This window comes from Pseudomonas sp. KH_017 (assembly GCF_057840285.1).
Window position 1 is genome coordinate 3,766,542 of record NZ_CM174509.1, and the last position, 15,159, is coordinate 3,781,700.

Sequence of the window (15,159 nt, forward strand, 5' to 3'; positions counted from 1 at the left end):
ACGTCACTGGCTGCCGCCGCCCGCCAAACACCGCTTGAACACTGGAGGAATAAAGGAGGGTCGACACTCCATGGGTACGGAGCTGGCACGCCAGGCAATCAGAGTGATCTGCGGTGTGTAATCACGCCGGCGGAATCGTCGCCAGCATACCGATCAGAATGGTCAACAGCAGAAAACCGCCGAGAAAAATCGTCATCTTGGCCATGGGGCCTCCCACACTATGAATTGGCGGTACAGGGGGCGGCGTGTGCTGCCCCAACGGCGTACCGAAGACTTATTGTGGGCTGGCGGCTGTATCCGTTACAGAGGCAGATTGCGCTGAAAAATACGGATCAGATCCGCTTTCAGGCTGTGCTTTCAAGGGTTTTCCAGGAAAGAGTTTGCGGGCGATATCCACGAAGGGCGTGACGATCAGCCCCTGCAGCGTCAGGTAACGCTCGTGATCCTGCTCACCGGTGCCAAACTGGATGACCTCGGGTTTGGACCGGGTGACGTACAGCGTGCCGAACATCCAGTCCCACAGTGACAGGTTGATGCCGAAGTTCTTGTTGAAGTGTCGCGGTGCATCGCTGTGATGAATCTGGTGTTGCGCCGGGCTGCTCAGCACCCGCTCCAGCACCGGCCCGAAGGACAACCAGACATGGCTGTGACGCAGGTTGGCCGCCAGGGCATTGAAGATGAACACCATGTAGGTCACGCCAAACAAGGTGTAGCGACTGATCTCACCGCCACAGACGTACCAGAAGACACCGGCAAACGCGCCGACGCAGATGATGTCCGTGAGCTTCTCGACCACTTCTTCCAGAAAGTGCACGCGGCTGGCCGTCGCCGGCACCAGCACGGGCGCCGAATGATGGACTTTGTGGAAGGCCCACAGATACCGCGAATGGAAAGCGCGATGGCCCCAGTAATGGCTGAAGTCCTTGACCAGAAATACGCCCAGCCCATAGAGCAGGGTCAGCGCCAGGTGCTCCTCCACTTGCGTACGCGCGCCCCACAGTTGAGTGAAGAACGCGATGTAGTCCGCTGAACGCAAGACATACGGATCCACCAGGCCGACGATGGGCAGTACCAGGGCAACCTTGAGGATGGCGAGTACGAAGTAATAGCGGTAGTCGAGCAGCGCCGAGCGATGCAGGTACACCCGGCGGCCGCCGATGAACTGCCCGAATGAGCGCGCGTCGGTCAGGCCCCGGGATTTTCGGTAGCGGAACAGGCAGTAGGCGACGCCGTAAGACATGCAGAGAAAGGCTAGACCGAGTCTGCCGTTGAAGTCGAAAATGCCCAGGAACTGCCGGGTGACCGGCTCGATCACCCATTGGGATAAATAAAGATGGATTGTGGCAAGAACATCCATACCGGGCTGCCCGACGTAAATGGAAGGGCAATAGTAAATGAGAATGAGTCTTTAGTGTGTTGAATTATGACCGGTTGTCAGCCACCGAGCCCAATGATCGCAAGGATCAGCACACCCCCCGTGGCAGCCATGATCACCCCGCCCTGCCATTGCGTGGCGCCAGCGTATCTGGCGAGCATCCAGCCTGCGATGAACAGCACCACGAGGCCGATCAGGTTGGACAGGCGGATGGCGAGTGCCGTCTGATCGAGCAGTATGAACGGCACCACCAACGGAAATGTCGAGCCCACGACCAACAGGAAAACACCAAGGGCGCCCCTGAAGTCGTTCCAGCCCAGGCCGGCCCTGATCGGCAAGGGGGGCTGCTCGAGCAGCCGACGGCGCAACAACTCCAGCCCCTCGCTGCCGGCCGCCGTCGCGAACTGCAACGGCAACACCTGCGCAACGAGCGCCTGACCGACCGCGGGGTCCGCGCCATTGCGCAGGGCCATGTACAGCTTGATCCTGCGTGTGCGCTCGACCAGTGCGCGCAACAGGTACATGACCGCATCCGCCAGTCCCCAGGCGAGATTGCAGCCGAGCGCGGCAATCATCATCGTGCGTTCGGCTGCCTGGTCTGCCGTGGCCACGCTGATGGTGCCGGTGAACGTCATGGCCATCAGCAGGCCGAAGATCACCTCGGTAATGCGCTCGACAGGGTCAAGTACAGGGGCCCTCTCGAATCGACCATTGATTGGCATGAATTCACCTCATTGGAATCTTGCACGATACCGGTCGACGCTTCGGCCAGGCACCGGTTGACCAGGCTGGATATCCGCATCCCCGTCAAGTGTAGATTGAACGGCTACACTCATGCGCACACGTTATCCGCTTCAAGAGGAGTGGTTCATGCTTGATTACTTCGCCCTGGGCCTGCTGGTCTTTGTCGGGCTTGTCCTGTTTTACGGGATCATTCTGCTCCACGACATTCCCTATGAAATTGCCGTCCACCGCAACCACCCTCACCAGGATGCAATCCACGCCACCGGCTGGGTCAGCCTGTTCACCCTGCACGCGCTATGGCCGTTCCTGTGGATCTGGGCGATGGCCTATCGAGAGGACCGGGGCTGGGGTTTCAGTGACGGACATTCAGCAAAAAGTCATGTGGTTCACCTCGAACAACAGGTCGCCGAGCTGCAAGGCCGGATCGAGCGCCTGGAGGCAGCAACGGGCACGACCCAGAACCGGGTACCAACGGACAATCTCGGCGAGGGCATTTGAGCCATGGATCTCTTACTCATTCTGACGTATGCCGCTCTGTGCATAGCCATCTTCAAGATCTTCCGCATCCCCCTGAACAAATGGACGGTGCCCACGGCGGTGCTGGGCGGGATCGTGATTATCGGCGCGCTGATTTTCACGATGAACTACAACCACCCCTACTCTGAGGTGGCGCGTTCCTATTTCGTGTCGGTTCCGGTGATACCCGTGGTCAGCGGCCAGGTGATCGATGTACCGGTGAAGACCAACCAGCCCCTGGAAAAAGGCGATGTGCTGTTTCGCATCGACCCCGCGCCGTTCGAGTACCGACTGAAATCCCTCAAGGCACAGCTGATTGCCGCCCAGGCCGATCGCGCGCGGATCACCGAGCTGATCAAGCGTAATTTCAGTACCCAACGGGAACTGGACATTGTGGTCGCGCGCAGTGATGACCTGAAGGCACAACTGGACAACGTGCAGTACGAACTCGACAACACCACCGTCCGCGCGCCGAGCAAAGGCTTCGTCACCCACGTTTCGTTGCGTCCGGGCATGATGGCGACCAAGTTGCCACTGCGCCCTTCGATGGTCTTCATTCCCGCCGAAGGGCATTACTTCGCGGCGTGGATGCGGCAGAACAGCCTGTTGCGCCTGACCGAGGGCGACGAGGCCGAAGTCGCTTTCGACGGCATTCCCGGAAAGGTTTTCGAAGGCAAGGTCAAAACCGTGGTTTCGGTCATCGCCGAAGGCCAGGTCCAACCTTCGGGCACGCTGATCGGCTTCACCGGTTCACCACCGGCCGGCCGGGTCCCGGTGATCATTGAAATCACCGATCCCGACTATGCCCAGTACGCCGGCCAGATGCCCGGCGGTGCCTACGGGCAGGCGGCGTTGTACAGCCAGCATTTCCATCACATCGCGATGATGCGCAAAATCCTCCTGCGCATGGCCGCCTGGATGAACTACATCTTTCCGTTCCACTAACCCGGCAGCGACGGCAACTGGCTCAATCCTTGAATTGGGTCAGTTGCCGGTTCGGCGAGCAAGTCGTCGGCCAGTTGTGCCAGATGCCTGGCATCAGTCGCGTTACAGGTCGTAGCGCAGAACCAGCCCAACCGTACGCGGGGCGCCGACATCGATGATGTCGCTGCTGCGATTGTTGGTGACGTATTCCTTGTCGAAGGCGTTTTTCACGTAGCCGGACACGGCGACGTTCCTGGTGATCTTGTACTCGGCGTTGAAGTTGGCCAGCCAGTAGGCGTCGGCCTTGCGCTCGCCAATGACCTGGCCGGCGTCATCGAACTCATACTCCGACGGCGAGGTGCTCTGGTAAATGACGTCGGTGTTCAGTGTCAGACGATCATTCCAGCGATAGGTACCGCCCAGCGCCATCTTGTATTTGGGCGAAAAGAGGAAGTCCTGGCCGCTTCTGTCCCGGCCATCCTCTGCGACGAAGTCCTTGTACTTGCCATCGGTCACAGAGGCACCGGCGGTCAGGGTCAACTGTTCGCCAAAGTCTTTTTCAACGGAGACTTCCAGGCCCTTGATGTCACTGCGGCCGGCGTTGAACACGTGAAGGAACTCGGTGTTCGGGTCCAGCACACTGACCTGCTGGTCTTTCCAGTCGGTGTAGTAAAGGTTGGCGCGGGTACGCAGGGTCTGGTCAAAGAACGAACCGCGGTAGGACAGTTCGTAGTTCGTGGTGTATTCCGGATCGTACGGCTCGTGGCCGCCACCGGCGCGAACGTTGACGCCGCCCCCGCGATAGCCTTTCTGCACCATGAAGCCCATGTACTGGTTCGCGGCCAGTTCATAGTCGATGCCCAGTTTCGGCAACACGGCATCAAATGACTTGCTGACTTTACCGGGACTGGAGAAGTCGTCCTGCTCGATGTCGGTGTCGTTCTTCTCGTGGTCGTAGCGCAGGCCGGTGATCAATGTCCAGCGCGGTACGAAGGTCCAGTTGATTTCACCGAACACCGCCTTGTTTTCGATCTTGGTATCACCCTTGGCGGTACCGAACAGTTCATCGTCGAACAACAACCGGTCGTGGAAGTTGTTGGTGTTGTGGCCATAGTAGGCACCGACGAAGCTCTTCACCGTATCGCCGGTGTAGTTCAGGCGCAGCTCCTGGCTGAACAGGTCGCCGTCCTGCTTGCGCAGTACGACCTGGTTATCCACGGCCGTCTGGTCGAAGTCCAGGCGGGCGTCATAGTCGGAGCTGGTATTGGCCGTGAGGCTGGTCACGGACCAGTTATCGTCCAGGCGGTAATCCACTTTGGCGCTGACGGTGTCTTGCTTGAGCTTGTCGAACGCCCTGGTGTTGGACGACACGTCGTAGTAACGGACCTTGCCGTTTTCGCGCATGACCGAGTTGTCGCCCTTGCGGCTTTCACCATGGGCGTAGGTCAGCAGCACATCGAGATCGTCGTTGGGCAGGATCAACAGCTTGCCACGGGCGTTGTAGGTGCGGGTCGGGTTGGCGTCTTCATCGAGTGCGACGTTGTCGATGTAACCGTCACCGTCCTGGTAATCCACGGCGATACGGCCGGCGATCTTGTCGTCGATGATCGAGCCACCACCGGCAATCGCACCTCCGCTCTCACCGTAGTTGCCCACGTTGGTCTGCGCCGAAAGGCTCGGGACGAAGGTCGGGTTCTTGGTCTGGATGACCACGGCACCGGCCAGGGAGTTACGACCCTGGGTAGTGGACTGCGGACCCAGGAACACTTCGACCTGCTCGACGTCCCACAGCGGCATTGGGCTGAGGGTCAGTGCACGGTTGGGCTGCACGGCGCCGTCGACGAACACCGAGACCGCACCATTGAGCGTGGCCGGCCCCTGGTCATCGAAACCGGACACTGGCACGCCGCGGATACCCCAGTTTTCGTTGCCGGACTGGTTGTAGACACCCGGTGTACGGGCGAACACATCGACCAGGTCGTGGTCTTCCTTTTCTCGTAGCTGTTTGTCGGTGACCACCACCACGCTCGACTGGGTTTTTTCCAGGGTGCGGTTGATTTTTTCACCGGTCACCGTGATCGGGGCGATTTCCATTGTGTTCGACTGCTCGGCCGCCCATGCGCTGTTCATCAGGCAAGCCGCCGACCCCGCAGCCAACGCAATTGTATTTTTTTTGAAATTCACGCCCCGCTCCCCTGTGACAGATATTTTGTTTTTTTCTTACATCCAGAAAGCTGTTTTCCTACAGCGGGCGGGAGTCTAATCGAAAGCAATGCAGAAGCAAATACTATTGATAAACCCTCTCATTTGTATTTATGCAGTCGAAATGTATTCAATCGAATACATTTGATTTTGATTGTTGCTGCCTCAGGCACGCTGGTTTTTTTGGATTTCAGGTGTTTAACGGCAGGGGGCCGAGTGAGAAGGCCAGACAGTGGCTCGCACCATTGCGGTGCTTGAATTATCGGTAAGGAGATATCGGGAAACGTCGAGCGAGGCAGCGAGGGTCAGCGCTAAATAATCCAATACAGCAGCAGGCGAGAAGCAATCCAGTGAGACGCCTGGACCACCCCCCATGCCAACAGGGCACACATCAACAGGTAGCCCGCAAGGAACTTGAACATCGCGTCCCTTTCCATGCAACCCTCCCGGCTTTACAGCCATACAGGGCGTTCAATGCCAACGCGTAACCGTTACGACGTCCCGTCTCGCCCGTATAGGCTTCGATTGCCAGAATGGTTTGCAGTTCCATAGGCGCACAAATCGGGAAAAGACCTTGGGCAGCGGCGAACGCATGCGCGTGCCCTGCCCGGCCGTGAGAATCACCGCCAGCGTCGGCCAGCATCCCGGCTTCAGGCCGGATCGCGATAGAACACGTCGTCAGCGTAGGGATACCACCAGTCCTGAATCTTCGGCTGGTGATCGATGATGACCATTTTCGAGCGACGGAACGCTTCCAGCCCCTGACGCCCGAGCTCGCGCCCAAGGCCGGACATCTTCCAGCCACCGAACGGCAGCGCATCGTTGTCGATCAGCGGATTGTTGACCCAGACCATCCCCGCCTCCAGACGCTCGGCGGCTTCCATGGCTTCGGCCAGGTCAGTGGAAAACAGCGAGGCGCCAAGGCCGAACGGCGAGTCGTTGGCCAAGCGCACCGCCTCATCGAAATCGCTGACCCGGCAGATCGCCGCCACCGGGCCGAAGCACTCTTCCTGCAGAATCGCCATGTCACCGGTCACGCCGGTGAGGATGGTCGGCTCATAGAACCAGCCGACGCTGTGCTCGGGCGGAATCCGTCCGCCACACACCACTGTCGCGCCCTTGGCCACGGCGTCATCGACCAGGCGCATGACCTTGTTGCGCGCCGCCTCGCTGACCATCGGCCCGATCTCCGAGCGCTCCAGGCCATGGCCAATACGCAAGGCACAGGTGCGCTCGGCGAACCTGGCGACAAACTCGTCATGGATCTCGTCAACTACATACAAGCGCTCGGCCGAAGTGCAGATCTGCCCGCTCAAGTGGAACGCCGCCGTCACCGCCCCCGCCGCTGCCACTTCCAGCGGCGCATGCCTGGAGATGATCAGCGGATCGCTGCCACCGGCCTCGATCACGCACGGTTTCATCCGCTCGGCGCAGGCCACGGCCACCGCCTTGCCTGCCGCCACACTGCCGGTGAACGCCACCGCGTGGGTCTGCGCCGACTGCACCAGCAATTGCGCGGTGAGCGCATCGCCCGGCAAACAGGACACCAGCCCCGGCAGCAATGCGGTGAAATGCTCCATGAACTTGAGGGTGCACAGGGTCGTAGCTTCCGCCGGCTTGATGATGCAGGCATTGCCCGCCGCCAGGGACGCGGCGACGGTCCAGCACATCAGCAGGATCGGAAAGTTGAACGGCATGATGTGCACGCTGACGCCGTACGGCTCGTAACGCACATGCTGGAACGAGCCGATCTGCGTGGTGCCGGCGACCTTGCCGGCATCGTCCCGGGCCATTTCCGCGTAGTAGCGAAAGATCGGCGCGCAGTTGGCCAGCTCGCCCATGGCTTCGGGAAACGGCTTGCCCATCTCCAGGGTCATCAGGCGTGCGACTTCACGGTTGCAGGCCACGTTCTGCTCGATGGCGTTGGCCAGTTGATGCAGGCGCGCGGCGCGGCTTTTCGCGTCGATCAGGCGCCATTGTTTTTGCGCAGCGGTGGCGGCATCGGTGGCGGCTTGCACATCGGCTTCGCCACACACGCCGACTTGCCCGACCGGTTGCAGGGTCGCCGGGTCGAGCACTTCGCGCGCACGACCTGCGGTCAGCGGCAGGAACTCGGGGTTGATGAAACGCAATGCGGTGTCAGTGTTGAACGTGGCCATGGGATGATCCTTGAACCAATCGATAAGGGGTTTCACGCAACGTCGCCAGGGTCTCGGCAGGCAGCTCTTCACGCCAGCCCGGCACCTGCCGGTCGAGCCATTGGCGCAGGGGCGCAAAGGCCTCGGCGTCCAGGGCGCGGACAAACAAACCCAGGGTGCGCGGCAGATGCGCCAGGTAACCGTGCTTGCCGTCACGGCCGGCCAGGCGCACGAAAATCCCCAGCACCTTGGCGTGACGCTGGGCGGCCAGGCGCCGGTAATCTTCGAGAAAACCCGGCGCATCCAGCTCCGGGCGCTGCAACAGGTAATAGCTGATCAGTGCCGCCCGCAGCGCTTCGGGCACATCGCGCCGGGCGTCTTCGAGCAGCGACATCAGGTCATAGGCCGCCGCCCCGACCAGGGCGTCCTGGAAATCCAGCAAGCCGCAGGCCGCAACGCCTTTACGGCCTTGCAACAGCATCAGGTTGTCGACGTGAAAGTCGCGCAGCACCAGGGCTTCGCGGCGTTTTGCCACATCGCGACAGGCGTCGGCGAACAACCCCAGATACGACTCGCGCAGGTCTTGCGCCGCGTCCTTGCCAATCAGCAGCGGCACGTACCAGTCGATAAACAGCGTGTACTCGTCCGCCAGTCGCTGCCCGTCGTAAGGCGCCAGTTCCGTGGCTGGCGCTGCGCGATGCAAGGCCACCAGCGTATCGACCGCCAGGTGATACAACGCCGACTCCGAATGCCCGGCCAGCAGCAGCCGGGTGTAGGTGTCGTGACCGAAATCCTCGATCAACGCCAGCCCCGCCGCCTCGTCCACCGCCAGCAACGCCGGCGCGGACAGGCCCAGCCCCTGCAACTGCCGGGCGATCCGCACGAACGGGCCGATGGGCTCACTGTCGGGGGGCGAATCCATCAGCAACAAACCGGCGCCGTCCAGGCGGAAATAACGCCGGGTCGAAGCATCCGCCGGCAAGGCGACCAGCAAGGCGCCGGCGAAACCGCTGCGTGCCAGAAAGGCGGCGCGCTGGTCTTCACGGGTTGGCAATGAAGCCAGTGCATCTGTCATGGCAGTCACCGGATCATGTAGACCTTTTTGATGGTCTCGTGGACGGTGCACACGCCTTTCCAGTCCTTGCCGAAGAAGGCGGCGGTGTCCGGCTTGATCTCGATCACTTCGCCGGATTCGTGGACGTAAGTGCAGCGGCCTTCGAGAAAGTGGCAGAACTCGTCACTGGTCACATGGCAGAACCACTTGCCCGGGGTGCAGATCCAGATACCGCATTCGGACTGGCCTTCGGGGCCTTTGTGCAGCACCACGCCGGAAACACGGGATTCACCCTCGAGCATGGTCGGGATCACGCCCCAATCCTTGACGTCGGTGATGCTCAGCGGGTCGTACAGAAACGGGGTAGTCATTTATCTTCTCCAGATTTTGTAGGAGCGAGCTGGCTCGCGATGGACGTCAACGATGACGCGCGCTGTCTGGATGACCGCGTTGTCCTGACGTTTTTCGCGAGCAAGCTCGCTCCTACAGGGGGTATTCAGGCTCAAGCCAGCATGTAAACGTTGCGCAGGGTCTCCCGGACGTGGCACTCACCGGTCCAGCCGGCCGGGAACAGCACCAGGGTGTTGGGGCGCACTTCGATCACTTCACCGTTGTCGTTACGGTAAGTGGCGTGCCCGGCGATGAAATGGCACAACTCGTCCCGGGGAATCGACAGCCGCCAGCGCCCGGGGGTGCAGACCCACAATCCGCTTTCCGGGCTGTTGTTCGGCCCCTTGAACAGCAAGCGGCCGCTGGAATGCGAGACACCTTCGACGGCGTCGCTCTGCACGCCCCAGTCCACCAGGTCGGTGCGGCTGCTGACGGCTTCGAGGTACGGCGTGATACCCGCCGTGGTGGATGAATCAGGCATCGTTAAGCACCTTGTCGAGAATCGCGGCCGCGTCTTGCGGCCCCTTGCGGGATTGCATCTGCGCGCTGGTGCGTTGCAGGCGTTGGCGCATCGCCTCGTCGTTGAGGCACGCGTGGAGTTTTTCCGCGAGCTGTTCTTCGCTCCATTCGTAGCGATCGAGCTTGAAGCCATGACCGCTTTCTTCGGCGCGCATGGCGTTGTCGTGGCCGTCCCAGACGTAGGACATGACGATCGCCGGTTTGCCGAAGAACAGGCACTCGGTGAAGCTGTTGTTGCCGCCGTGGTGGATCACCGCATCGACCTGGGCGATCACCGACGGCTGCGGGAACCAGTTGGAAATCTGCACGTTGTCCGGCAGGTCCGGGTACTCGTCGAGGTGTTCGCCGACGTTGAACAGCGCCCGGTAAGGCAGCTTGCCCACTGCCTCGATCAGGCGCTTGAGCAGCTCGACATCGCCGGAGCCGAGGCTGCCGAAACTGGCGTACAGCAGCGGCTTGTCGTTGTGGGCGCGGAACGGCGCAATCTCGTAGGGCGTGTCGTGGCGCACGCAACCCTGCAGGTAATGGAAGCGCTCGGCCGGCAGCGGATGGCGCCGGTCGAACTTCACCGCATCCGGGTACAACAACAGGTTCATGAACGGCGAGGCTTCAAAGAAGGTCCCCAGCGGATAGGGCTGCTCGCCATGGGCCTGGAGGAACTGGTTGAAGTCGTCGTGAATCGGCCCGACCACATCCTCGAAACGCTGGCGGAATTGCGCGTGGCCGGCCTTGTCGTCGATGCTCATGCCCGACAGGTGCGGCGGGATATCCGGGTCTTCGATCTCGTTTTCCGAACAGGAAATGATCCGCACCCACGGCTTGCCGTACTGCTTGATCGCCGGGAACAGGATCACGTTGTCGACGCAGATCAGGTCGGGCTTGACCTTGTCCAGCACCGCCGGCAGGTCCTTTTGCGCCCACTTGGCGGTTTCGACAATGGCCGCCCAGCACTCCTTGACGTAGTTGTCGATCTGCTCCAGCGGCGACTTGCGAAAATTCGGAATGTGGCCGTTGATGAAATCCACCCAGTAGCGGGCCATCTCTTCGGCCGGCATCGGCGCCGACATGTTGACCATGTGCTCTTCAAAACCATAACCGGCGTAGACACCGCTCATGCCCGGGTCGGTGAGGAACACCGCTTTGTGCCCCAGGGCTTCACAGGCCTGGGCGATACCCACTGAGTTCAGGGCCGGGCCGTAGGCGGCTTCGGGGAAGAATGCGATCACTTTCTGTTTCATCGAGTGCTGCTCCTGCCTGGTCTTTTTATTGTTCAGCGCGTCAATACGCGGGCATGCCGGGCCTGCCAGCCCAGCCGGATGGTCGTGTCGATTGCAAAATGGGCGAATTCGAACTGTGAGGACGGCACGCGCACGATCAGCGGTTTATCGCTGAGGGGGGTCTGCACGTGCAGGTTGGTGTCGAGGCCGTGGTAGGCGACTTCAACGATCTTGCCGCTGACCTGATTGACGCAATCGCCACCCTGCTCCGTCAGCACTTGCAGGCGTTCGGGGCGAACCACCACGGCGACGGATTGGCCAGTCACCAGCGGCGCGTCGGTTTCGACGCTCAGCTCGTGGCCGTTGACCCGCACCGAGTGCTGACCCGAGCGCACGCCTTCGAGCAGGTTGCTGACGCCGATGAAGTTGGCGACAAAACGGCTGTTGGGGTTTTCGTAGAGCTCGGTCGGGCTGCCGCATTGGCAGACCTTGCCGTCATCGAGCACCGCCATGCGGTCGGACATCACCAGGGCTTCTTCCTGGTCGTGGGTGACGATGATGAACGTGATGCCGCTCTCGTGTTGCAGGCGCTTGAGTTCCAGCTGCATCTTTTCCCGCAGCTTCTTGTCGAGGGCGCCCAAGGGCTCATCGAGCAACAACACCCGCGGACGCTTGACCAGCGCCCGGGCCAATGCCACCCGCTGACGCTGGCCACCGGAGAGTTGATCGGGTTTGCGCTCGGCCAGCTCACCCAGTTGCGCAGTGCTCAGCACTTCATCGACCCGGCGGCGGATTTCGCTTTCCGGCAGCCGCTCCATTTCCAGGCCGTAGGCGATGTTCTTGCGCACGGTCATGTTGGGAAACAGCGCGTAGGACTGGAACATCAGGTTCAGAGGACGCTTATTCGCCGGCAGCGGCGAGATGTCGTTGCCGTCCAGGTAGATGCAGCCACCGCTGGGGGTCTCGAAACCGGCGAGCATGCGCAGCAGCGTGGTCTTGCCGCAGCCGGACGGCCCCAGCAGCGCGAAGAACTCGTTCTCGCGGATGCTCAGCGACACCTCGTTGACCGCCAGACCGTTGCCATAAGACTTGCTGACCTTATCCAGGATCAGTACCGCGGAAGAATTATTCATGAGTGCGAGGAGCCTTGTTGAGACGCTGCGAGGCCAGCAGCGCGGTGATGCTGACCAGCATCACCAGCGTCGCCAGAGCGTTGATTTCCGGGGTGACGCCGAAGCGGATCATGGCGTAGATCTGCATGGGCAACGTGGTCGAGGCCTGGCCGGAGCCGGAGTTGAAAAAGGCGATGATGAATTCGTCCACCGACAGGGTGAACGAGAGCAAACCACCGGCCAGCACACCGGGGAAAATCACCGGCAACAGCACCCGGCGGAAAGTGGTGAACCAGCTCGCACCGAGGTCGATCGAGGCTTCGAGGATCGAATAGTCGAAGTGCTTGAGCCGCGTGCGCACCACCGCGCAGACGAAGGCGATGTTGAACACGGCGTGGCTGATGATGATCGAGTGCAGCCCCAGGCCGACCTTGAGCAGATTGAAGAAACTCAGCAGCGCAATCGCCAGCACGATGTCGGGAATGATCATCGGCGCCATCAGCAAGGTGTCGACCACCTGGCCTTTATCATTGCCCTTGCGGCGCAGCTCGATGCCCAGGGCCAGGAACGTGCCGAGTACGCAGGCAATCAAGGTCGCCGACAAGGCAACGATCAGGGTATTGAGCGCCGCTGACAGAATCGCCGTGTTGTGCGCCAGTGCCGCGTACCACTTCAGCGATACGCCGCCCCAGGCGGTGGGCAATCCGGACTTGTTGAACGACAGCAGGATCAACACCAGGATCGGTATATAAAGGAAGGCGTACACCAGCCCCAGGTGCGAACCCAGTACGGTGCCGCTGACAGAACGAGACTGACTCATGAGCGCGCCCCTTCTGCACGACGGGCCACCAGTGCCTGGATGAACAACAGGATCAACATGATCGCGATCAGGAAGAAACTCAGCGCCGCACCGAACGGCCAGTCCCGCGCCGTGAGGAATTGCGAATAGATCAGGTTGCCGACCATCTGCACCTGCTTGCCGCCCAGCAGGTCGGCCGTGATGAAGTTGCCGATGCTCAGCACGAAGACAAACACTGCGCCTGCCGCGATACCCGGCACGCTCAGCGGCAGGATGATCCGGCGAAAGGTCATCCAGCCCGAGGCGCCGAGGTCTTTCGAGGCGTCCCACAGTTCGTTGTTGATCCGCGACAGCGACGAGAAAATCGCCAGGATCACAAAGGGGATGTAGTTGTAGACCAGCCCCAGCACCACGGACGATTCGGTGTACAGCAGGCTGATGGGTTCGCCGCTGTAGCCGAGCATTTGCAGTAGACGGTTGATCAGGCCTTCGCGGTTGAGCAGGACGATCCAGGCGTAGGTGCGGATCAGGTAATTGCTCCAGAACGGCAGCATCACCAGAAACAGGTACACCGCCTGACGCCGCCGTGGCGCCCGGGCAATCGCATAGGCCGCCGGGTAGCCGATCAACACCGCGAACACCGTGGCCAGCCCGGCGATCTTCGCCGACTTGAGCAGGATGCCCAGGTACAGCGGATCGAACGCACGCTGGTAGTTTTCCCAGGTGAACAACCAGTCGATGCCGCCATACGCGCCACGTTCGACGAAGCTGTAGACCAGCACCAGCAGGCACGGAATCACCAGGAACATCAGCAGCCAGCCGAAGCCGGGCGCAAGAAGCCAGGCCGACAGACGCCTGTCAGCATGCAAAGCACTCATTACCCATATCCTCCCGCCTCAGGACAGAGGCGGCTTGCGAGCGTGGCGAGGCATGCCGGGCATGCCTCGGATCGACGTGGCGTTAGTTCTGCGCCGCCATGATTTCGGTGACGGCGCGGGTGTAGGCCTTTTGCGTGGTGCCGCCCAGGTCGCGCAACTGCTCCATCTTCACCAGCTCGCTCGGCGTCATTGTCAAATTGGGGTATTGCTTGAGCAGGTCCGCGGACAACCCGGCCATGGCCGCCTGGTTGGGGACTTTGTAGAGGATGTTTTCAGCGACCCAGGCGTGGTTTTCCCTGGCCAGCATGAAGTTGATGAACTTGAAGGCTTCGTCCTGGTGCTTCGAGCTTTTCAACACGACCATGGTGTCCACCCACAGGTCGGAACCTTCCTTGGGCACCACGAACTTGATCGCCGCGTTGGCCTGGGTGCCGTAGTTGCACCAGCCGTCCCAGGCGTGGGCCATCAGCGATTCGCCAGAAGCGAGCTTGGAGTAGAAGGTGGTGTCGTCGAAGGAGAGAATGCGTTTTTTGGTGGCGATCAGTTGATCGCGAACCGCAGCGATTTGCGCGGGGTCGCTGTCGTTGACCGACCAGCCCTTGGCGAGGAAGCCGGCGCCGAGCATCCAGCGGTCGGTGGCGAGCATCGTCACCTTGCCCTTGAGGGCATCGCTCGGATTGAGCAGCTCGTTCCAGCTCTGTGGCGCCGGCGTCACCTTGTCGGAGCGGTAGCAGATGCCGGTGGTGCCCCAGGTGTAAGGCACGGAGAACCGGTTGCCCTGGTCATATTCCAGGTGCGTGGCTTCGGGGTAGAGGTTTTTCAGGTTCGGGACCTTGACCGGATCGATGTCCGCCAGCAGCCCCTGTTTGTGCAGGACTTCGGCGAAAGGCGAGGAGACGAACACCACGTCGTAACCTTCACCACCGGACGCCATCAGCTTGCCCATGATTTCTTCGTTGGTGGCGTGCAGCGCCTTGTCGACGTCCACACCGCTGGCAGCCTTGAACTTCTCCAGCGCATCCGGGGCCATGTAGCCGTCCCAGATGGAAATCACCATGTCTTTCGCACTTGCAGCCTGTGAAGCGATCGCCAGGGAAACGGCCAATCCCACGCACAGAAGATCATTCAGCTTGCTCATAAATACTCACCCGACGATTGTTTATTGTTGTGTTCGAAGGCAGTACGGCAAAACGAGAAACGATTGCTGGTGTTTTTTTTTAGAAATTAGGACCAGTATCAAAAGATGTCAACGCATTTTTTCCAGCCTGACGATTGACCAGCGCATGACATA

General features: G+C 60.8%; 14 protein-coding genes. 2 read left to right on the plus strand and 12 right to left on the minus strand.

Going from position 1 to position 15,159, the window contains the following annotated elements; genetic code table 11:
- Positions 1 to 274: 274 nt before the first annotated feature.
- Together AC3IT6_RS17135 and AC3IT6_RS17140 are read right to left on the minus strand one after the other, a co-directional pair.
- The gene (locus AC3IT6_RS17135) at positions 275 to 1,357 is read right to left on the minus strand and encodes a sterol desaturase family protein (RefSeq protein WP_489351392.1); all 1,083 of its coding nucleotides are present in this window, start codon (positions 1,355 to 1,357) and stop codon (positions 275 to 277) included.
- A gap of 77 nt (positions 1,358 to 1,434) precedes the next feature.
- Positions 1,435 to 2,097, minus strand: a complete 663-nt coding sequence (locus AC3IT6_RS17140) for a hypothetical protein (protein ID WP_489351394.1) — start codon at positions 2,095 to 2,097, stop codon at positions 1,435 to 1,437.
- A gap of 148 nt (positions 2,098 to 2,245) precedes the next feature.
- On the opposite strand from AC3IT6_RS17140, the gene AC3IT6_RS17145 reads away from it, so the two are divergent.
- Together AC3IT6_RS17145 and AC3IT6_RS17150 are read left to right on the plus strand one after the other, a co-directional pair.
- Complete coding sequence (locus AC3IT6_RS17145) at positions 2,246 to 2,617, plus strand: DUF3302 domain-containing protein (RefSeq protein ID WP_150725365.1); 372 nt, start codon at positions 2,246 to 2,248, stop codon at positions 2,615 to 2,617.
- A 3-nt stretch (positions 2,618 to 2,620) separates the two neighbouring features.
- Entirely contained in the window at positions 2,621 to 3,580 is a 960-nt protein-coding gene (locus AC3IT6_RS17150; RefSeq protein ID WP_489351396.1) for an HlyD family secretion protein, read from the plus strand.
- A gap of 102 nt (positions 3,581 to 3,682) precedes the next feature.
- Here the strand turns inward: AC3IT6_RS17150 and AC3IT6_RS17155 are convergent, their stop codons facing one another.
- The 10 genes from AC3IT6_RS17155 to AC3IT6_RS17200 form a co-directional block, all read right to left on the minus strand.
- The gene (locus tag AC3IT6_RS17155) at positions 3,683 to 5,743 is read right to left on the minus strand and encodes a TonB-dependent receptor (protein WP_489351398.1); all 2,061 of its coding nucleotides are present in this window, start codon (positions 5,741 to 5,743) and stop codon (positions 3,683 to 3,685) included.
- Positions 5,744 to 6,411: 668 nt separating this feature from the next.
- The gene (locus AC3IT6_RS17160) at positions 6,412 to 7,920 is read right to left on the minus strand and encodes an aldehyde dehydrogenase family protein (RefSeq protein ID WP_489351400.1); all 1,509 of its coding nucleotides are present in this window, start codon (positions 7,918 to 7,920) and stop codon (positions 6,412 to 6,414) included.
- The gene (locus AC3IT6_RS17165; protein ID WP_489351402.1) at positions 7,901 to 8,974 is read right to left on the minus strand and encodes an aminoglycoside phosphotransferase family protein; all 1,074 of its coding nucleotides are present in this window, start codon (positions 8,972 to 8,974) and stop codon (positions 7,901 to 7,903) included. Before AC3IT6_RS17165 ends, AC3IT6_RS17160 begins: the two co-directional genes overlap by 20 nt.
- A 5-nt stretch (positions 8,975 to 8,979) precedes the next feature.
- Positions 8,980 to 9,324: a cupin domain-containing protein gene (locus AC3IT6_RS17170; RefSeq protein WP_007976122.1), complete on the minus strand. Its 345-nt coding sequence runs from the start codon at positions 9,322 to 9,324 to the stop codon at positions 8,980 to 8,982.
- A 131-nt stretch (positions 9,325 to 9,455) separates the two neighbouring features.
- On the minus strand, positions 9,456 to 9,824 hold the full coding sequence (locus AC3IT6_RS17175) for a cupin domain-containing protein (RefSeq protein ID WP_489316309.1): 369 nt from the start codon (positions 9,822 to 9,824) through the stop codon (positions 9,456 to 9,458).
- Positions 9,817 to 11,100 carry a nucleotide disphospho-sugar-binding domain-containing protein gene (locus tag AC3IT6_RS17180; protein ID WP_489351404.1) on the minus strand — a complete coding sequence of 428 codons (1,284 nt, stop codon included), beginning with the start codon at positions 11,098 to 11,100 and terminating at the stop codon, positions 9,817 to 9,819. Before AC3IT6_RS17180 ends, AC3IT6_RS17175 begins: the two co-directional genes overlap by 8 nt.
- Positions 11,101 to 11,132: 32 nt before the next feature.
- Entirely contained in the window at positions 11,133 to 12,212 is a 1,080-nt protein-coding gene (locus AC3IT6_RS17185) for an ABC transporter ATP-binding protein (protein ID WP_489351406.1), read from the minus strand.
- Complete coding sequence (locus AC3IT6_RS17190; RefSeq protein ID WP_489351408.1) at positions 12,205 to 13,011, minus strand: ABC transporter permease; 807 nt, start codon at positions 13,009 to 13,011, stop codon at positions 12,205 to 12,207. Before AC3IT6_RS17190 ends, AC3IT6_RS17185 begins: the two co-directional genes overlap by 8 nt.
- Positions 13,008 to 13,868: an ABC transporter permease gene (locus tag AC3IT6_RS17195; RefSeq protein WP_056727353.1), complete on the minus strand. Its 861-nt coding sequence runs from the start codon at positions 13,866 to 13,868 to the stop codon at positions 13,008 to 13,010. Before AC3IT6_RS17195 ends, AC3IT6_RS17190 begins: the two co-directional genes overlap by 4 nt.
- Before the next feature lie 82 nt (positions 13,869 to 13,950).
- The gene (locus AC3IT6_RS17200; RefSeq protein ID WP_489351410.1) at positions 13,951 to 15,006 is read right to left on the minus strand and encodes a polyamine ABC transporter substrate-binding protein; all 1,056 of its coding nucleotides are present in this window, start codon (positions 15,004 to 15,006) and stop codon (positions 13,951 to 13,953) included.
- Between the last annotated feature and the right edge of the window lie 153 nt (positions 15,007 to 15,159).